This is a genomic window from Paraburkholderia eburnea, from assembly GCF_002917095.1.
GTDB lineage: Bacteria > Pseudomonadota > Gammaproteobacteria > Burkholderiales > Burkholderiaceae > Paraburkholderia > Paraburkholderia eburnea.
In genome coordinates, this window is record NZ_PQGA01000001.1 from 379,696 (window position 1) to 398,088 (window position 18,393).

Here is an 18,393-nt window from a genome sequence, read left to right on the forward strand (position 1 = left end):
CGCCCAATGGGCTCACTGTTGCCTACCTCACGCTCGCCGCACGTTCGCCCCGGCACAGCATGCGAGCGCGCACCGGGCGGCGCGCGTTGCCCGGCACTGTGGTGGCGCGCACAGGCGCCCCCGTGCGACGCCGCCACAATGCAGGAGTCGCCTTCTACGCAGGCGTCGTTCGCGCCTGAGCCTTCGCGCCGCGTCACCTCCGAGGAGCCGCCCCATGTCCCTGCTGTCGCACTCCCTTAGCCGCAAACGCAATAATTTCGATCTGGTGCGCCTCGTCGCGGCGTCGGCGGTGGTCTACGCCCATTCGATCATCGTCCAGAAGCCGGATGGCCATATCGATTTCGTCACCGCGTGGCTCGGCTTCGACTATTCCGGAAGCCTGGGCGTGTTCGCGTTCTTTCTACTGAGCGGTCTGCTCGTGACCGCGAGCTATGAGCGGCAACGCTCGCCCGCGCGTTATCTGATCCTGCGCGCGGCGCGCATCTGGCCCGCGGTGGCGGTGGCATCGCTGTTCGCGATCTTCGTCATGGGGCCGTTGCTCACGAATCTGCCGTGGCGGCAATATTTCGCGTCGAGCGCGACCTGGGCGAATCTCGACAGCTTTTCGACGGTCACGCTCGGCCGCCGCATCCTGCTGCCGGGCGTATTCAGCGACAATCCGGTGCCCGACGCGATGTTCGCGCCGCTATGGACACTGCCCGTCGAAGTCCGCTACTACGTCGTCGTGCTCGTCGCGGGTATGCTCGGCCTGCTCAAAAGCCCGCGCGGAATGGTCGTCGCGCTGCTGATCGGCCTCGCTCCCCTGCTCGTGCGCCCCTATTTCGCGCCGCACTTTCACCTGGCCTGGCGGCACCTCGCCCCGCTCGCGCAGGGAGGCTATGCTTTCCATCCCGAACTGGTGTTCCTGAGCGGCATGCTGCTTTACGCGCTGCGCGAACACGTCGATATCAACGGCTGGACCGCCACGGCACTCTGCGCCGTTTATCTGTGCATGCGCGGCACGCCGCTCGCCCATGCGCTCTTTTATCCCGCCTTTGCGTATGGCGTGCTGTGGATCGGCACAACACCGCTGTTGCATCGCTTCGCTCCGCGCAACGACTATTCGTTTGGGATCTATATCTACGGTTTCCCGGTTCAGCAGACCGTCGCGCATTTCTGGCCGGCACTCGGGCATCTGGTCGCATTGCTGATCGCCACGCCCTTCGTCGTGGCGCTCGCGTGGCTGTCGTGGCACGGCATCGAAAAGCCCGCGCTCGACTGGACGCGCGCGCGTCTCGCACGCACGCGCGTACGTGCTCAACAGGCCGCCGCCGATGGCATGCCCGAACCGGCCGCACGCTGAGCGTCAAACGCGCTCGAATCGTCGAAGCGGGATGATTCGACCGCGATCGTCTGGATAGACTGGTTCGCCGGCATCGCTGGGCACAGCGAGATCGCGAAGATCGTCACGCCCGCCCGCGTGGCCTCACGCGCCGCGCCCTGATACGAGCGAACGATGGCGCGCGGACGCGGCCCGCAACGGCAGGCGAGTCGCCTGTGCGTCGCGCGTGACGACTTCCGGCGGCACGTCCCGAACCGCCAGCACACGCGGCGGCGGCGCGACGGCGCGCCGGCGCAGCGGCACCGAGAGACCGCCCGCCGCAGCCGCAAGCATGTAGAAGCACGGGCCCAGATAGAACGTCGAGCCGCTCACCGAAGCGACAATCAGCGCGGCGAAGACGCCGTGGCGCGCCGCATACGCGATCGCCCGCTCTTCGAGCGGATAGTGCCGCTGGATCGGCGCGAATGCGGTCTTGCCAATGAAGAGCGCGTAGCAGACCGTACCCACGACGCCAAGCCCCCCCAGCACCACCACGGCGAAGCTGGACACTCGCTGGCTGCCGATGCCGACGCCGATCCCGTAGGTCTCGAAGAAGTTCGTCATGGCTTGAGCGTTGAGCCCCGCGCGCTCGACGCCCGACGCACTATCGGCCTTGCTGAGCACGGTGATCTCGACGAAATCGCTGAGCGCTTTCACCACCGACGGCATGAACAGCCCGATGTAGAGCGCCGCCAGCACGCCCAGGCTGACCATGAGGATCAACACGCGCAGCTTGCGCGCCTCGGCGATGCGTGTGATCTGGCCGGGACGGCTCAGGACCAGCACGGCCAGGTAGCCGCCAAGCCCCACATAGGCGCTGCCCGAGGTCGACAGCAGCAGCAGCAGCGCGCTGCCGGCTGCCAGTGTCCCGGAGGTCTTCGGACGATAGCCGAATAGCCAGAGCACGAGGCAAAACGCAAACATCTCGATCGTGAAATAGGCGAACGCCGCCGTCTCGCTGAAGGTTCCGCTGATGCGCACGAGCCCACCCAGCGTCCAGCCGGACAGATCCGCGAACTGCGCCGTCTTGACGACGGAGAGCACGTCCACGCCCGCCGCATGCGAGGCAATATCGATCACGCCCGCTGCCACGTTCAGGCCCGCCACCAGCAGGATGCCGTTCGCGAGCACGCGGTACGCGCCGCGGCAATTCATGAACACACCCATGCAGCAGTAAGCGATCAGATCGCCGACGCAATACACCGACTGCGTCAGGTTCCCCGATACCGGCCCGAGCGGCTGCAACATGCCGGCCTGGTTCGGATCGACGGCATTGCGGTCGATCGTGAAGACGAGCGTTGAACCGGCCAGCGCGCGTGGCAGAACGATCGCGCCGAACACGGCCCAGAGCACCGTGCAGAGCAGCCAGAAACCCGGTTTGCCGAATTCGACGACGCGGCCGAACTGCGCCCCCCCGCCGAGGTTGAACGCGCGTATCGCGAAAAAGGCCAGAAACAGGTTGGCGGGCAGGATGCTGATGTTGCCGGGCAAGACCAGCGCCGACGCGCAGGCGAACATCGCAAGCGAAGCCAGCCCGTACACCGACCAGCGATACGACGCATTGAGCGCCAGCAGGCCGCACACGAATACGATGACACCAAAGCCCGTCAGTCCCAATTTAGCCTCCGTCGACCGGTCGCTGCACGCTCAAAGATCGAGAATGCGCAGCGGGTGATTGACGCCCCTCACGATGTCCGCGAGGGCAAGAAGATTGCCTTTGAGCCGGCCCCGGTAATCGAAGAGCGGATGGCCGCGCAGGCTGTGATAAAGGTTCGACAGCAGATGCCGCGCAATGTAGCGGCAGGCGTGATAGCGCTGCATCGTGTGCTTGCGCGCGAGATACAGCGGATTCGCCACCTGCGAGTAGCCGAACTTCACGCCCGAGGTCCGGCCACTGCGCACGCCCAGGTGCACGCCCAGGCAAGACGGCTCGTAGACGACCGCGCCTAGTTCGCGCGCGCGCGCGGTGAAGTCATAGTCTTCCTGCCAGCCATAGAGCGGCAGGGCCTCGTCGAAGCGGTGCGCGCGGAACACGCGATCGACGAACGCCATGTTGCAGCCGTACGCACAGCCCGCGTCGCGCCGGTCGGAGCCGGATGCCCAGTGCAACTCGCGCGGCTTTTCGCCGGACAGGTAACGCAGCGCGTCGGCCTCGCTCACGCCGCCGCTTTTCACGCCATCGGCCAGCACCTGGCCCGTCATGCCGATCACGTCGCTCTGGCCTTCGAACAGCGCCTGGCAGTGGCGCAGCCAACCCGGATGCGGGCGGAAGTCGTCATCGAAGAAGCAGGCGAACCAGCGCTCGCCGCCAGCCTCGTCGGGCGCGTCCTTGAGGATCGCCTCGATGGCCGCGTTGCGCTGTATCGTGAGCCCCGGCGCCCTCGCGAGCCGCATCTCCACGCGCGCGAGCGCAAGCAGCGGATGGCCCGCGACGTCCGGCAGATCACCAACCGATGCGCCGACGATATGCACGACGTCGGGCCGCGCGTCCTGGGCCGCCAGCATATCGAGCAGCACGCGCGTCTCCAACGGTCGCCCTTTCGTCGCCACGACTACGTATTTCTTCATGAATCCCCCGAATTGATCCGTTTTTTTGCGGGCGCGCCGCTCTTCAGGCAAGGCGCCGGCGGGAATTGATGAGCGGCAGTTCGTCCGCGCCGCGTATCGAATCGACCGTACTTTCGACGACGCCCATGAATTCGCGTCTGAAGCGCTCGCCCGAAAAGCGCATCGCATTGCGCCGGCAGACTTCGGGCCGAAACGGCGCATGTTCTTCGAAGCGCTCCAGCGCGGCAACGATGGACGTCACGCTCTGCTCCATGAAGAAGAGTCCCGTGGCGCGCTCCGGGTCCTGCGAATCGACCACGCTCTCGCGCGCGCCGCCGCGTCCGAACGCGATCACCGGCGTGCCGCAGGCCTGCGCCTCGACCACCGAAATGCCGAAATCCTCTTCGGCGGCGAACACAAAAGCACGCGCGCGCTGCATGTGCTCGACCAGCACGCCGTCCGGCTGATAGCCCAGCAACGTGATATTGGGCGTCGCGAGCGCCTTGGCGCGCGCAAAGTCCGGCCCGTCGCCGATCACGACGAGGCGCCGCTCCGGCATCGACGCGAACGCCTCGACGAGCAGCGGAATGCGCTTGTAGGGCACCATGCGCGACGCCACGAGGTAGTAGTCGTCATGCTCGGCGCCAAGTCCGAAGCGCTCGACATCGACAGGCGGATAGACCACCGACGCATCGCATCCGTAAGCCTTGCGGATGCGCCGCGCGACGAACTCGGAGTTCGACACGAAAGCGTCCACGCCATGCGCCGTGCGCTGGTCCCAGATGCGCATGTAATGAAGCATCGTGCGCGCGAGCCAGCTACGCAGACCGCGCTGAATGCCGGCCTCCGCGAGATACTGGTGCTGCAGGTCCCACGCATAGCGGATCGGCGAATGCACGTAGCTCACATGCACCTGATTGGGCCCGGTCAGCACGCCCTTGGCCACCGCGTGGCTCGACGAAATCACGAGGTCGTAACCCGACAGATCGAACTGCTCGACGGCGAGCGGCATGAGCGGCAGATAGGCGCGAAACGACGACTTCGCGCGCGGCAGATGCTGGATGAACGAGGTGCTCGCGCGCTTGCCGCCGAGCGCGCCGCGCAATGGCTCGGGAAAGAAGTCCACCACGCTGAAGAGATCGGCATTCGGCCACATCTGGAGAATCTGTTCGAGCACCTTCTCGGAGCCCGCGTAGGCGACCAGCCAGTCGTGAATGACGGCCACGCGCCCGAAGCGCCGCATATCGCCCATCGGGAAGCCTCCCTGCGCGGCCGGCACAACCTGCGTTACATGAGCCATGGCGATATCTCCTCGATGAGCCTGACTGCCGTCGTGCGCCACGTCAGCGCAGCGGTGCGTTCGCGCCCGCGCGCGCGCAGCGCTTCGCGCAACGCGCTGTCCGCCGTGACGCGTTCGAGCAGCGCCGCGAGTTGGGCGGGATCGTCCGGCGACGTGTACAGCACCGCGTCGCCGCATGCCTCCACCACGGCGGGCAGGCACGAGGCGATCACGGGGCAGTCCAGCGCGAGCGCCTCGACTGGCGGCAGCCCGAATCCTTCGTAGCGCGAAGGATAGACAAAGCACGCCGCATCGCGATAAAGCGCGACCAGATCCTCGTCGCTGACATAGCCGAGATATTTCACGAAGTCGGGCAGCGCGCCGTCCGCCGCGCCGTACACGCGTGCGTCGCCGCCTCCCACCACCACGATGTCGAAGCGCGCGTCGGGGATGAGCCGCGCCGCGTCCGCCACGAGCCGGAAGTTCTTGTGGCGGTTCAGGCTGCCCACCGCCAGCACGAAGGGACGGCCGCCGTGCAGGATCTCGTGGACGCCGGATCTGGCGGTTTTTTTCGGTGTGGCGGCGCCCTCTGCGCTCACGCGCAGCATGTGCTCGCCGCTTTCCGGCACCACGCCGATCTTGCTCAACGGAATGCGATAGGCGTCGCAGAGTTCGCGCCGCGAAAACTCCGACACCGTGATCACGCGCCGCGCGATGCGGCCGATGCGCGGCGCCATGAGCCGATACCACGCGACGAACTCGCGGCTATAACTTTCCGGCACGCGCGCGGGCGCCGCATCGTGCAGCACCGTAACCTGCCGGCCGTAAAAGAGCGGTGCGCAATTGCACAGATTCAGCAGCAGACTGCCCGCCGCCGCGCGCGGCAGCCCCAGTTGCTCCCAGCGCACGCCCGCACCCGCGCCGCTCGCACGCAGCGCGATATGCCTGAACGGATTGGGCAGCGCATGCAGCGCCGCCGGCACGACGATCTCGGCACGCAGCCCGGCCACGGCAGGCTCGCCCGCGTCGATGAGCGCGTCGAGCGCGCGCACCGTCTCGAACGCGAAGCGGTCGACGCCCGTGGCGCGACGGCCCATGAAGCGTCCGTTGATGACGAGCGAACCGGACTGACTGGATTTCATTGACGTGTGCCGCCCCGAAGATATTAATTTCGTTATCCCGATCAACGCGCCACAGTCGGGCGGCGGAACAACGGATTGGCGATATAGCGAAGCGCGAAGCGGTTAAGCCGCACCGACGGGACGAGGCACATCAGCGTCAGGCCCATGACGCCGATCTTCTTGCGAGCGTCCCAGAACGGATTGCCGAGCAGCGAGCGAAAATAATCTCTCGACCTGAACAGCAGCCAGTGCCAGCGCTTCGCCGTCGACGCCTCGTAAAGATGGGCGCAAAGACGGTTCTTCTCGTACGAATAATCGATGAAGCGCGCAGGCAACTCCTCGCCAAGGCGCGTGCTGGTCATGTGACGCAGTGTCTCCCAGCGCCACGGGAACGACTGTTCGACGTCGCGCACATTCTCGCAATTGCCGATGCCGAGGCTCACCGCGCCCGCGGCCGTCTTGCGCTCGACGCTGCGATGCACGCGATATCCGCCAAGCGGCTGGTCGAGTGCGCAGATGCGGCCCGTTAGCGCCACGCCATAGATCGCGAAGAAGTCGGCCGCCTTGCGTTGCTCGGCCGACAGCGGAATGGGAAAGACCGAACGCAGCGCGCTCACCCGGTAGGCATTGCCCGAGGCCGGCGGCGAAGGATAGAGCCAGCCGCGCCGCAGGATCGTCGCGCAGTCGCTTGGCGGCGTGGCGCCCGGCACGAGCGCGCCGGTGTCGGTACCGTCCTCATCGATGACGCGCAGTTTGAACTGGACCTTGACGAAGTCGCCGCTCGCAAACGCGCGCAGCACTTCGTCGATCGCCCCTGGATACAGCACGTCGTCGGAATCGAGAAACAGCACGAACTCGGTCTGCACGAGCGCGAGGCCGAGGTTGTACACGGAACACTGGCCGCCGTTGGCCTTGTACACCGGCCTGACGCGCTCACCGAAGCGATCGTGGTAGCGCTCGATGATCTCGCGCGATTCGTCGACCGAGCCGTCGTCGATCACGAGCAAGTCGGCCTGGGTCTGTGCAAGCGCCGACTCGATCGCCTCGGGCAGGAAGCGCGCATAGTTGTAGTTGCCAATCACGACGGTAAGCGCCTTCATTCGGTCAGCTCCAGTTCGCCGCGCTGCCGTCCGCACCGCTGCGCGTGTCGCTGAAGCTGGCGTAGCCGTAGGCCGCGTATTCGCTGCCGTACTTGCCCGGACGCGCCGTCATGTCGTTGAAAATCACGCCGCGGATCGGCACGCCGATCTGCTCGAAGCGGCGCACCGACTCGCGCAGATCCGTCACGCTCGTGACGCCATGACGGGCGACCAGGAACACCATGCCCGCGAGATTGGCCACGATTCCCGAATCGGCGACCGGCAGAATCGGCGGTGCGTCGATCAGCACGACGTCGTAGTGATCGTTGGCCCATTGCGTGAAGTGCGCAAAGCTCGCGTCGCGCAGCAACTCGCTCGCATTGGTCACGTAGCCGCCGTTGGCCACGAAATCGACGCCCGGCAACACCTGCCGATGCACGACACTCTCGTAGGCTGCGCCCTCCACGATGTCCGTGATGCCGGGGCTCGACGGCACGGACACGTGCGTGTTGAGCGAGCCGCGCCGCAAGTCGGCATCGACGAGCAACACCCGCTTGCCCGACGCGCCGAGCAACGCCGCGAGATTGACCGAGACGAACGACTTGCCCACCACGGGCGTCGGACCGGCAAGCAGGACCACGCGGTTCTGCGCATCCTGCAGCGCGAATTCGAGCGCGCTGCAGAAGCTGCGCAGGCTTTCGACGGCCGCATCGAACGCCGACGTATGCGCGAGCACCCCGCCCGCGCCCACCCCGCCGGTGGGCAGGCGGCGCGTGAGCGTGTGCTGCAGGCGGCTGCGCGGCACCGCGGCATACACCGTCAGGCCCGCCCCCATCTCGATCTCGTCGATCTGGGCAATGCCCGCATTCAGACGGCGCTTGAGCAGCACGAACGAGATGCTCACGAAAAGCCCCGTCAGGAACGCAGCAATCACCACGAACGCACGCTTGGGACGGATCGGGCCTTCGGGCACGACAGCGCCATCGATCAGACGCACGTTCGACACCTTGCCCGCCTTGGCGAGGCGAACCTGCTCGCGCGTGTTGAGCAGATTCGTGTAGATCGTCGTATCGACCTGCACTTCGCGCTGCAGGCGCAACACGCTCTGTTCGAGCGGCGGCAACTCGCGTGTCTGCGCGCCGTACAGCGCCAGCGCCTTGCGCGCCTCGTCCAGTTGACCGTCGATGGCGATCACGGCGGGGTTGTCCGGCGTGAAGCGCGCCATCAACTGCGCGCGTTGCTGACGCAGATCGGCGATGCGCATCTGCGCCTGCGACGAGCTTTGCAGCAGCGCCGTCGCCTCAGCGCCCAGATCCACCGCGCCATGCTCCGAGCGGAACGTGTTGAACTCGTTCTCGGCCTTTTCGAGCTGGGCCTTCATTTCGGGCAGTTGCTGATCGAGGAAGGCAATCGACTTCTCGGCTTCTTCCTGGGTGCGCTGCACGTTCTGGCGCACGTATTCGTTACCGACGGCGTTCAGGGTCGCGCTCGTGATGACCGGATCATTGCCTTCGAGTACGACGCCAATCACGCCGGAGTCCTTGCCCTTTTCCGAGATCGTCAGGCGGCTTTGCAGCGCCTTGACCGCCGATAGCTCCGACATGCGCACGAGCTTGAACGTCGCGCCCGGACGGCCCTCCACCGAACCGACCAGCAGATCGATCGCGCCGCCCGGCACGCTGGCATGCAGCGGCACGCCGATACGGCCTTCGAGCGCCACGCCGTTGTGCGTGAGCGTATAGCGACCCTCGTCCTTGAGCGTCAAGATAAAGGGCACGAAATACAGCCGCTCGGGCACGTCGAAGCGCTGCACGCCGATGGCCTCGCTGCCCCAGTCGTAGCCGCCCCAGCCCGACCAGCCCGACACGGCCAGATGCGTCGAGATCCAGCGCCCGACGACCGGGAAATAGTGCGGCGTGGCGTCAACGTAGAGCTGCATCGCCTGAACGGCACGCGAAACGACCATGCGCGAACTGAGCACCTCGATTTCCGACGACACCTCCGTCTTCACCGCGAACATCGATGAGATGCTGGCGAGCGCATTCTTCGAGCTGCCGTCCTTGTCCTCCACCTGGATCAGCATGTCGGCCTGATATACCGACTGCGCGAGCATTGCGTAAGCGATGCCCATGATCGTAAAGAGCGCGGTGAGGATAAGGATCAACTTGCGGCTCTGATACAGGATATCGAGCAGCGAGCGGAAATGGCCGCCCTCCGGCGGTGGCGGCAGCCCGGTCTCGTAGGCCGCGCCCTCAAGCAGATAATCACGCTGGTTCATTCGCTTTCTCCATCTGCGTGCGCGTTCGTGGCGCGCGCGGACATGCAGGTTGTCAGTAGCCGATTGCGCGGGTCGTCGCTGCGGCCTGAGTGGCAGGCAAGATCAGACCGATGACGCGGCTCCACTTCACGAGCGGCGAAGCGTCGACGAAAACGACATCGTTGGGCTGCAGATCGAAGGCGTCGGCCGTGGCCATCGCCTGCGCGGAGGTCGCATCGAGGTGATAGACGACCGGCTTGGGCTGATCGCGCCCGCGCACGACGTACACCTGCGAGGCGTCGCCCGACACCTGGCTGACGCCGCCCGCGTCGCCCAGCGCCTGATTCAGCGTCATGCGCCCGTTGTTGAATGGCAGACCGCCTGGACGCGATACCTCGCCGAGCACGAAGACCTTGCTGTCGGTCTGCGCGTAGACGCGCACGAGATCGCCGTCGCGCAGGATGATGCGGTCGGGGTTGACGGCGCGGCGGATCATGTCCGGAATGTCGACGTACACGGTCTCGTCGCCGCGCGTGACCGCCACCTTCGAGCGATCCGAGGTGTCGTTGAAGCCGCCTGCGCGGTTGATCGCCTCGGGCAGCGTCATCGGCATATCGTTGAGCACCTGCACGCCCGGCGTGTGCACGGCGCCGTCGACATAGACGCGCTTGCTGCGATAGGCCTGGATGCGCACCGTGACTTGCGGCTGACGCACGTACTTCGCGAGCTTTTCGCTCAGCGCATCGCGCACGCCCATTTCCGTGAGCCCCGCCACCTTGATCGGCCCGATGTACGCGTACTGGATGAAACCGTTCGAATCCACCGTGTAACCGGCGGCCACCGAATTCGAACCGGACGCGTCCAGGCCGCCGCCACCGCCGGTCGGCATGTTGAGTTCGGGGTGATCCCACACGACGATGCCCAGAATGTCGCCGGGTCCAACCTCATACGGCGTGGGCTTCGCGAACAACTGGCGAACGTCGGCCGGCACACCCGTTGGCCGCTGCGCGCGCTCCTTGTCCACGAGTTCGCGCGTGATCTCGATCAGCGTGCCCGACGGCGCGCCGCTCACGTCCGTCGCGGCCTGCGTGCCCGCCGTGCGCGCGTTGCCCGTCGGGTCAGCCCCACCTGACGACGGCATGCCGTTAAAGGTCATGCCGGGCGAGAACGCGCAGCCACCCAGCGCGCCGAGCGCCACGCCTAGCGCCGCCGAAACCGCCCAGCCGCGCATAGCCCTGCGCGCGCGCGCGCCACGCCGCCACGCATGACGAAGTGCGCGGCACGTCCCGTCGACCGTTCCACGGTCCATATCGTTGAGTCGCATCTGTACACCCCCAATTTGCATGCGGCCGTTGCGTCGCGTCTCTTGCGCGGCACATCCTGCCCCTACTGTTACTGCCCATCGTTACTGCCCATCCCGTTGCCGCGACGAACACGGGCGTCGGCACTCGCCAACGCCCGGGCAGCCCGTCCTCCTCCCTGCCTGTTTCGTACCTTCGCGCTTTTCAGTAAGCGCCGTTTCCGCGGATCACCACGAAGAACGTCTTGAACAAAATGCCGATATCCCGATGCAGCGACCAGTTCGTCACGTAGTTGACGTCCAGCAGCACGCGGGTCGCGTAGTCGGTTTCGCAACGCCCGCTCACTTGCCACAGGCCAGTGATGCCCGGCGTTGCCATCAAGTAGTACTTACTGTTCGAGCCATAACGTTCGAGTTCCTTGTCGATGATGGGACGCGGGCCGACAAGACTCATTTCTCCGCGCACCACGTTCCAGAGCTGCGGCAGCTCGTCGAGGCTGGAGCGGCGCAGGAAATGACCGATCGGCGTCACGCGGACATCGTGTTTGAGCTTGAATTCGCGCTCCCATTCGGCACGCGCCGCCGGATCGCGAGCGAGCAGATCTTTGAGCACTTCATCGGAATTCACCACCATCGAGCGAAACTTGAGACAGCGAAACTTCTGACCATTGCGCCCCACGCGGGTGTGGCCGTAAAACGCGGGGCCGCCGTCCCGCTTGACGATCAGCGTGAGCACCGCGAAGAGCGGCAGCAAGAGCACGATGAGCAGCGAGCCGACCACGACATCGAAGCCGCGCTTGACCATGTCGCGAAAGACATGCGGAAACACGTCCGGGCACGCGTCCATGTCGGCGCCCACCGGCAGGCCCAGCTCGCGGTGCGTCCAGGCGCCGGCGTGACGCGCCGTGCCGAACTGGCCAAACAGCAGCGTGTGCGATGCCAGCAGCGAGATGCCCGAGGTGAGCGTCCAGCAGATGAACCACGGCAGGGACAGCATGTGGTCGCGGTGGATCGCGTAAAGCAGCGCGAGTGCGCAAAGCTGCACGGCGATCCACGCAAACGCCGTGCGGCTGGCGATGCTCATGACCGAACGGCTGCCGCGCGCGGGATACGTGTCACAAGCCGGGAACACCGACAACGCCAGCGCGGCGACGAATGCGACGAGCGTGGGGTCGAGACGGTGCGCGGCGCCTACGTCCGGCAGACTCAGATTCAGGTGCAGCGCGCCAAAGGCGCCTAGCACGATTAGGGCGATATCGATCGCACGATGGAACAGCACAGACATATCCCTACCCCGCAGCGTCACGTGTTCAATGGTTGCTGGTCAGCCCCCTACTGTGCGCAAGGCCGTCGCGCGCGCCGCGAAAATCATCGTGATCCAGTTGCGAGCGACTGTGTCGGCCCGTCACCCCTCATGATTTTCGTGGTCCGTTGGTGCGCGGCCCGCTTTGATATTTGCTTCGATAACCATATTGGTGTGGGCTTTGTTATCCGCGGCGACATCGCCATCCGGTATCGCCTCACGACCTTTAGCCCAATGTCGGCTTCGACGGCTGCAACGCGATATTCGAATCCACATCGATAAGGTACGAGGTGCAGGACGCCGACTCCGTGCGCAATCCCACCAAGCATTCGCAATCATCGTTGGCGTGCGCAGGGTTAGTCCGCCGCAGACTGCGTCTGATCTTCGGTACGGACTTGAGTCGGGGCGTGCGTCGCTGGCTGCCGGTTGAACAGGTAGCCTGTTTCGAATGCGACCTTGCGCACGGACGCCTCACCGTTGAGGATGGACTGCACGTCGTGGTAGGCGCCGGGACGGCTCAGGAAAAACGGCGGCGTGCGCGACGACCACATATCGGCTGCCGACGGATCGGGCAGCAGACGCGCACCGTTGGCGGCGAGTCCCAGCGCACTGGCAACCAGCACGACAATGGCAAGCGCCAGCCAGCGCGCCATGCGTGCGGCCTGCGCGGCGCGCTCGCCGCGCAGGCTCGAAAGGGCGAGCAGGAGCGCGGGATACATCACACGCTCGCCGGGATTCACGAGATCGGCGATGACCGCCGGCATCGACAGACTCACGACGATCAGCGCGAGCGCGCCAAGCTGTTCGGGGGAGGCCGTGCGCCAGCCGCCGCGCAAGAGCAGCGGGCGCGCGAATGCGCCCCACAGTAGATAGACGAGCGCCGCGGCAAACGCAAAATTCACCGCGCAGCCCAGGTAGTACAGCGCCATGTGGAAGGCATCGCGCGCGTCGCCGGCATAGGCGAAGTTGTGATACGGACCGAGCTTGGCCAGCGTATAGAGCTTGTAACCGACGGCGTGCAACAGCCCCGCGTTCGCGTGGGGGTCGGGCATCATCGGCGTGTGCTTGCAGGCAGCGTACCAGCCGAACAGGCCAAGCGACGCCAATGCGGGCCAGGCGGCCAACGGCCTCAAGACAAGAGGAATCTGGCGCTGGCGCAACGCATCGATGGCCACGAGCAGCATCAGCGAGGCCCAGATCATCGCGTGTGTGAAGAATGCCGCGATGGTGAACGCGAACACCCATAGCGGTTTGCGGCGGGCCGCCGGATCGAGCAGAAGCCAGACGGAAAACAGCAGAATGCCGAGCTGGTAGTTCATATAGCCGTTCCAGAACGGCGAATTGAAATACACACAGATCAGCAGAAGAAAGCACAGGCCGCCATTCTGCGCTGGAGCGATCTTCATCGAAAGCAGCCAGGCGAGTGTCGCCGCCGCGACGACGTAGAGACTCGCAAGCACCTGCGCGGCGATCGCCGCCGGCATGACGGCGCACAACAGCGCGAGCAGAACCTGCACGGCGCTATTAGGTACAGGAAACAGCGCGACGAGGAAACGATCGGACAAATGCCCGTGCAGCAGTTGGGACGTGATGAAGCCTTGATACACCCACTCGTTGTAGTCCTGAAGCGGCACGTAAGGCGTCGCGTTCATGACGAACAGAAGCACGGCCACCATCGGCAGCAGGATCACTATCCCGTTCGAGCGCGTAGCAATGGCGTTGTCCATAGAGTCCAGATCCGTGATTGGCGAGCAGGCGTAGCGCGCAAACCGCACACGCGCAACGCGCGCGGGAAGGCGAAAGCGGCGAAAGCGGCAAATACGCAAAGGACGCAAAAGGCCAACGCGTCGAGGACGCAGTCTAGGTTCGTGCAGTGCGGGGGTCTGTGGGTTGTCGTACGCACTTCAGGCACTCGCTGAAGATTGCCCGCGTCCGACCGCATTCGACGCGCATTTGTGGCCTCGCCCACGGTGCGCGCACCCGCGCGCCGGCAAGATCGGCGGTAATCGTGCAACCGCCATGCCGTTCGAGCCATTGATGAGTTCATCCACGCTTCGATCCTGGGGGCGCTATCCCTACGCCCCTCAAATCGCCGAGCCGCTCGCGTGGCGCGACGCTATGCGCACGCAACTCGCCGATGCGCACGCGCGCCTGGGCTCGACGCTCGCGTTCGGCAACGGCCGTAGTTACGGCGACAGTTGCCTCGCCGCCACGGACCACGTGCTGACGACGCGCGGCCTTGCCCGCTTCATCAGTGCCGACTGGACGCGCGGCGTGCTGCGCGCGGAAGCGGGCGTGACGCTCGGCGAAATCCTCGCGCTCGCCCTGCCGCGCGGCTGGATGCTGCCCGTGACGCCCGGCACGCAGTACGCGACGCTGGGCGGCGCCGTGGCGAACGACGTGCACGGCAAGAATCATCACGTGCGCGGCACTTTCGGCCGCCACGTCCTGCGCCTGTCGCTGCTGCGCTCCGACCGCGCGCCGCTCGAATGCACGCCCGACGAGGAAACCGCGCTCTTTCGCGCGACGGTGGGCGGCCTCGGACTCACCGGCATCATCGAGTGGGTGGAACTTCAGTTGATGCCTGTGCGCTCCAGCCATATCGCCGTCACCCGCCTGCGCTACGGCAATCTCGACGAGTTTCTCGCGCTTTCGCACGGCCACGACGCGAGCAACGAATACGGTGTCGCGTGGGTGGATTGCCTCGCACGCGGCGCGGCGCTTGGGCGCGGCATCTATACGAGCGGCAATCACGCGCTCGATGGCGACTTCTCATCGCCCGCCAGACGCGCGCGCGGCGTACCCTTCGTGCTGCCGGTCACGCCGGTGAACCGTTTCACGGTGGCCGCCTTCAACGAGCTTTACTTCCGCCGTCAAAAGCCCGGCATCGAACACGCGCGCATGGACGCGGCGAGCTTTTTCTATCCGCTCGACAACCTGCGCAACTGGAATCGCATCTATGGTCGGCGCGGCTTCCAGCAGCACCAATGTGTGATTCCCGATGCGCAGGCGCGCGACGCGCTGCACGCCATCCTCAAGGCCATCTCCACGGGCGGCAACGGCTCGTTCCTCGCGGTGCTCAAACGCTGCGGCGGGCTGGAATCGCCGGGACTCCTCTCCTTTCCGATGCGAGGCGTCTCGCTCGCGCTGGACTTTCCACAGAACGAAGCGCGCAACACGCGCCTTTTTGCCCACATCGACGCGATCGTCGCCGAAGCGGGCGGCCGCCAGTATCCCGCCAAGGACGCCCACATGAGCGGCAAGGATTTTCGCGCCGCCTATCCCGCCTGGCAGGAGCTCGAACGGCTGCGCGATCCGGCGCTGATGTCGCGCTTCTGGAAACGGACCACACAGACATGAAAAACATCCTTATCGTGGGCGGCTCGTCCGCCATCGCCACCGCGTGCGCGCGGCAATGGGCCGCCGAAGGCGCGCGCCTTTTCCTGGCAGGCCGTCAGTCGGTCCGGCTCGACGCCGTTGCGCAAGACTTGCGTGTGCGCGGCGCGCCAGACGTGCTGACCTACGTGCTCGACGTGAACGACCACCAGCAACATGCCGGCCTGCTCGCGGCGTGCAGCGACGCATTCGGCCCGATCGACGTCGTGCTGATCGCCCACGGCACGCTTTCCGATCAGGCGCTGTGCGAGCGCGACGTCGACGCCACGCTGCGCGAGATGAATACCAACGCCATCTCCACCATCGCCCTGCTCACGCTGCTGGCCAACACGCTTCAGGCACAAGGCCGTGGCACGATCGCGGTGATTTCGTCGGTGGCCGGCGACCGCGGACGCGCCTCGAACTATGTCTACGGCGCGGCCAAGGCAGCCGTCACGGCGTTCTGCGAAGGCCTGCGCGCGCGCCTGTTCAAATCCGGCGTCAATGTGCTGACGATCAAGCCCGGCTTCGTCGATACGCCGATGACCGCCGGTCTCGCGCTGCCCGGTCCGCTCGTGGCCTCGCCGGAGCGGGTCGCGCGCGACATCGTGCACGCCGTTGCGCGGCGCAAGGACACGCTCTATACCCCGTGGTTCTGGAGCGCCATCATGCTCGTGATCTGCTCCTTGCCGCGCTTCGTGTTCAAGCGGGTTTCGCTATGAGCACGACCCAAACCGCGAGCCTCGGGCGCGCCTCGCTCGTGACCTGGTACACCTTGTTCGCGCTGCTTTCGATGGCGGCCAATCTGGGCGCGCAAAAACTGTCATGGTGGACTTATCAGGGTTCGTTCGGAATCCTGCTGTCCGTGTGCATCGGCACCGGCGTCGGGCTGGTCGTGAAGTACGTGCTCGACAAGGCGTGGATCTTCCGCTACGAACATCGCAGCGTCGCGCACGGTATTCAGACCTTTGCACGCTACGTCGCGATGGGACTCGCCACCACGGCCATCTTCTGGGCGATGGAGTTCGGCGCACAGGCGCTCTTTCATACCGAAGCCGCGCGCCTCACCGGCGGCGCGCTGGGTCTCGCGCTCGGCTACTTCGCGAAGTATCAGCTCGACAAGCGTTTCGTGTTCGCGTGAGAGCGCGTGCGCTGCCGTACAGAGCGGCGCAGCGCCCTCACCTACGATCGTCGAAGCCACTCATGGCGCGCGCGACGCGTGCGCCCGGCAATCTCCAACGCGTCTGCCGCGCCCGGTCCTTAACCGGTTCTTGCCCGGCAAGCTCAAGGCTACGAGGCATGACATGTCGAATGCGGCCATTCCCCTGTGCGTCGATCTGGACGGCACGCTCACGAAAACGGATTTTCTGCTGGAAAGTCTGCTGGTTCTGCTCAAACAGAATCCATTAGCTATCCTGATGTGTGTGATCTGGCTGCTGCGCGGCAAGGCCTATCTCAAGGAGCAGATCGCGCGGCGCGTGACGATCGACGTGGGCGTGCTGCCCTACAATCCCGCGCTCGTCGAATATCTGCGCAACGCACGTTTAGCGGGCCGCTCGCTCTATCTTTGCACGGCGTCGAACCAGCGTTTCGCGAGCCAGGTCGCCGATCATCTGGGCTTTTTCAGCGGCGTGCTCGCAAGCAATGCGCAGATGAATCTGCGCGGCAAGCATAAGGCGGATGCCCTCGTCGAACAGTTCGGCGAGCATGGCTTCGATTACTGCGGGGACGCGCTTGCCGACGTTCCGGTCTGGCGCCGCGCGCGTCAGGCGATCGTGGTCGGCAACACGCACATCGCGAAGGCCGCAAGCAAAGTCAACGGCGAGATCGTTTTCTTCGAGAACAAGCGCAGCCTGATTCCGCTCGTGCTCAAGGAAATGCGCGTGCATCAGTGGGTCAAGAACGTGCTGATCTTCGTACCACTGCTCACCGCACACCGCTTCACCGATCCTCAAGCCGTGCTGCAGGCATGTCTCGCGTTTGCGTCATTCAGTCTGTGCGCGTCGTCCGTGTATCTGCTCAACGACATGCTCGATCTGGACGCCGACCGCCGCCACGCACGCAAGCGCAGCCGCCCGTTCGCCTCGGGCAATCTGCCGCTCTCGCTCGGCGTTGTGCTGACGGTCTTGCTGCTGGCCGGCGCGGGCGCACTGGCCACCTTGCTGCCCTGGCAGTTCGGCGTGGTGCTAGGCGGCTACATGGTCGCGACCGTCGCTTATTCGTTCGTGCTCAAGCGCCTTACGCTCATCGACGTATTCACGCTCGCCTGCCTCTACACGGTGCGCGTCATCGCGGGCGGCGAGAGCAGCCATATTCCCCTGTCTTACTGGCTGATTCTGTTCTGCGTGCCGATCTTCCTCAGCCTCGCCATGCTCAAGCGCTATGTCGAACTGGAAGCGATCGTCAAGCAAGGCAAGACAGAAGCGGCAGGCCGTGGCTACATCACCCAGGACATGTCGATCCTGCGCTCGTTCGGCACGGCGGCTGCGTATCTCGCCGTGCTCGTGCTCGCGCTCTATCTGAACTCGCCTGAACTCAAGCTGCTGTATCGCCATCCGCAACTGATGTGGGCCGTGTTCGCGCTCACACTCTATTGGGTCAGCCGCATCTGGATGCTCGCGTTCCGCGGCCAGATGCACGATGACCCGATCGTGTTCACCTTCAAGGACCCCGTGAGTTGCAGTGTGATCGCGCTCTGTGGTGTGTGCATGATGCTGGCGATCTGATATTGCAGGCAGACATGCCGAACGCGCCGGCCGGGCGAAGCCCTGG

Annotated in this window: 14 protein-coding genes; 5 read left to right on the top strand and 9 right to left on the bottom strand. The window is 65.4% G+C overall.

The window, feature by feature from the left end:
- The first annotated feature begins 214 nt into the window (after positions 1–214).
- Positions 215–1,342, top strand: a complete 1,128-nt coding sequence (locus B0G62_RS01705) for an acyltransferase family protein (protein ID WP_103701905.1) — start codon at positions 215–217, stop codon at positions 1,340–1,342.
- 123 nt (positions 1,343–1,465) lie between these two features.
- Here B0G62_RS01705 and B0G62_RS01710 read toward each other — a convergent pair whose 3' ends face one another.
- The 9 genes from B0G62_RS01710 to B0G62_RS01750 form a co-directional block, all read right to left on the bottom strand.
- Entirely contained in the window at positions 1,466–2,977 is a 1,512-nt protein-coding gene (locus tag B0G62_RS01710) for a hypothetical protein (protein ID WP_103701907.1), read from the bottom strand.
- 30 nt (positions 2,978–3,007) lie between these two features.
- Complete coding sequence (locus B0G62_RS01715) at positions 3,008–3,928, bottom strand: glycosyltransferase family 2 protein (RefSeq protein ID WP_146055190.1); 921 nt, start codon at positions 3,926–3,928, stop codon at positions 3,008–3,010.
- Between the two features lie 43 nt (positions 3,929–3,971).
- Positions 3,972–5,207 (bottom strand): glycosyltransferase family 4 protein, encoded by a 1,236-nt coding sequence (locus tag B0G62_RS01720; protein WP_103701911.1) that lies wholly within the window; start codon positions 5,205–5,207, stop codon positions 3,972–3,974.
- Positions 5,195–6,328, bottom strand: coding sequence for a glycosyltransferase family 4 protein (locus tag B0G62_RS01725; RefSeq protein ID WP_103701913.1), 1,134 nt, complete (start codon positions 6,326–6,328; stop codon positions 5,195–5,197). The genes B0G62_RS01720 and B0G62_RS01725 overlap by 13 nt, the downstream gene beginning before the upstream one ends.
- A gap of 41 nt (positions 6,329–6,369) precedes the next feature.
- Positions 6,370–7,407 (bottom strand): glycosyltransferase family 2 protein, encoded by a 1,038-nt coding sequence (locus B0G62_RS01730; RefSeq protein WP_103701915.1) that lies wholly within the window; start codon positions 7,405–7,407, stop codon positions 6,370–6,372.
- 4 nt (positions 7,408–7,411) lie between these two features.
- Complete coding sequence (locus B0G62_RS01735) at positions 7,412–9,664, bottom strand: GNVR domain-containing protein (protein ID WP_103701917.1); 2,253 nt, start codon at positions 9,662–9,664, stop codon at positions 7,412–7,414.
- Positions 9,665–9,716: 52 nt separating this feature from the next.
- A complete protein-coding gene (locus B0G62_RS01740) occupies positions 9,717–10,874 on the bottom strand; it encodes a polysaccharide biosynthesis/export family protein (RefSeq protein WP_227473061.1) in 1,158 nt (385 codons plus the stop codon).
- Positions 10,875–11,148: 274 nt separating this feature from the next.
- Complete coding sequence (locus B0G62_RS01745; protein ID WP_103701919.1) at positions 11,149–12,228, bottom strand: sugar transferase; 1,080 nt, start codon at positions 12,226–12,228, stop codon at positions 11,149–11,151.
- 374 nt (positions 12,229–12,602) lie between these two features.
- Complete coding sequence (locus B0G62_RS01750; protein ID WP_103701920.1) at positions 12,603–13,973, bottom strand: hypothetical protein; 1,371 nt, start codon at positions 13,971–13,973, stop codon at positions 12,603–12,605.
- 310 nt (positions 13,974–14,283) lie between these two features.
- Here B0G62_RS01750 and B0G62_RS01755 point away from each other — a divergent pair, with 310 nt between their 5' ends.
- From B0G62_RS01755 to B0G62_RS01770, 4 genes are all read left to right on the top strand, one after another.
- Positions 14,284–15,606, top strand: a complete 1,323-nt coding sequence (locus tag B0G62_RS01755) for an FAD-binding oxidoreductase (protein ID WP_103701922.1) — start codon at positions 14,284–14,286, stop codon at positions 15,604–15,606.
- On the top strand, positions 15,603–16,343 hold the full coding sequence (locus B0G62_RS01760) for an SDR family oxidoreductase (RefSeq protein ID WP_103701924.1): 741 nt from the start codon (positions 15,603–15,605) through the stop codon (positions 16,341–16,343). The genes B0G62_RS01755 and B0G62_RS01760 overlap by 4 nt, the downstream gene beginning before the upstream one ends.
- Positions 16,340–16,762: a GtrA family protein gene (locus tag B0G62_RS01765; RefSeq protein WP_103701926.1), complete on the top strand. Its 423-nt coding sequence runs from the start codon at positions 16,340–16,342 to the stop codon at positions 16,760–16,762. Before B0G62_RS01760 ends, B0G62_RS01765 begins: the two co-directional genes overlap by 4 nt.
- 163 nt (positions 16,763–16,925) lie before the next feature.
- The gene (locus B0G62_RS01770; protein WP_103701928.1) at positions 16,926–18,347 is read left to right on the top strand and encodes a UbiA family prenyltransferase; all 1,422 of its coding nucleotides are present in this window, start codon (positions 16,926–16,928) and stop codon (positions 18,345–18,347) included.
- Positions 18,348–18,393 lie beyond the last annotated feature (46 nt).

Bases quoted from the DNA above. Each gene is read 5' to 3' on its own strand.
- B0G62_RS01705 (WP_103701905.1), top strand. From the start codon at position 215: ATGTCCCTGCTGTCGCACTCCCTTAGCCGCAAACGCAATAATTTCGAT.
- B0G62_RS01715 (WP_146055190.1), bottom strand. From the start codon at position 3,928: ATGAAGAAATACGTAGTCGTGGCGACGAAAGGGCGACCGTTGGAGACG.
- B0G62_RS01720 (WP_103701911.1), bottom strand. From the start codon at position 5,207: ATGGCTCATGTAACGCAGGTTGTGCCGGCCGCGCAGGGAGGCTTCCCG.
- B0G62_RS01725 (WP_103701913.1), bottom strand. From the start codon at position 6,328: ATGAAATCCAGTCAGTCCGGTTCGCTCGTCATCAACGGACGCTTCATG.
- B0G62_RS01730 (WP_103701915.1), bottom strand. From the start codon at position 7,407: ATGAAGGCGCTTACCGTCGTGATTGGCAACTACAACTATGCGCGCTTC.
- B0G62_RS01735 (WP_103701917.1), bottom strand. From the start codon at position 9,664: ATGAACCAGCGTGATTATCTGCTTGAGGGCGCGGCCTACGAGACCGGG.
- B0G62_RS01740 (WP_227473061.1), bottom strand. From the start codon at position 10,874: ATGCGCGGCTGGGCGGTTTCGGCGGCGCTAGGCGTGGCGCTCGGCGCG.
- B0G62_RS01745 (WP_103701919.1), bottom strand. From the start codon at position 12,228: ATGTCTGTGCTGTTCCATCGTGCGATCGATATCGCCCTAATCGTGCTA.
- B0G62_RS01750 (WP_103701920.1), bottom strand. From the start codon at position 13,973: ATGGACAACGCCATTGCTACGCGCTCGAACGGGATAGTGATCCTGCTG.
- B0G62_RS01755 (WP_103701922.1), top strand. From the start codon at position 14,284: ATGAGTTCATCCACGCTTCGATCCTGGGGGCGCTATCCCTACGCCCCT.
- B0G62_RS01760 (WP_103701924.1), top strand. From the start codon at position 15,603: ATGAAAAACATCCTTATCGTGGGCGGCTCGTCCGCCATCGCCACCGCG.
- B0G62_RS01765 (WP_103701926.1), top strand. From the start codon at position 16,340: ATGAGCACGACCCAAACCGCGAGCCTCGGGCGCGCCTCGCTCGTGACC.
- B0G62_RS01770 (WP_103701928.1), top strand. From the start codon at position 16,926: ATGTCGAATGCGGCCATTCCCCTGTGCGTCGATCTGGACGGCACGCTC.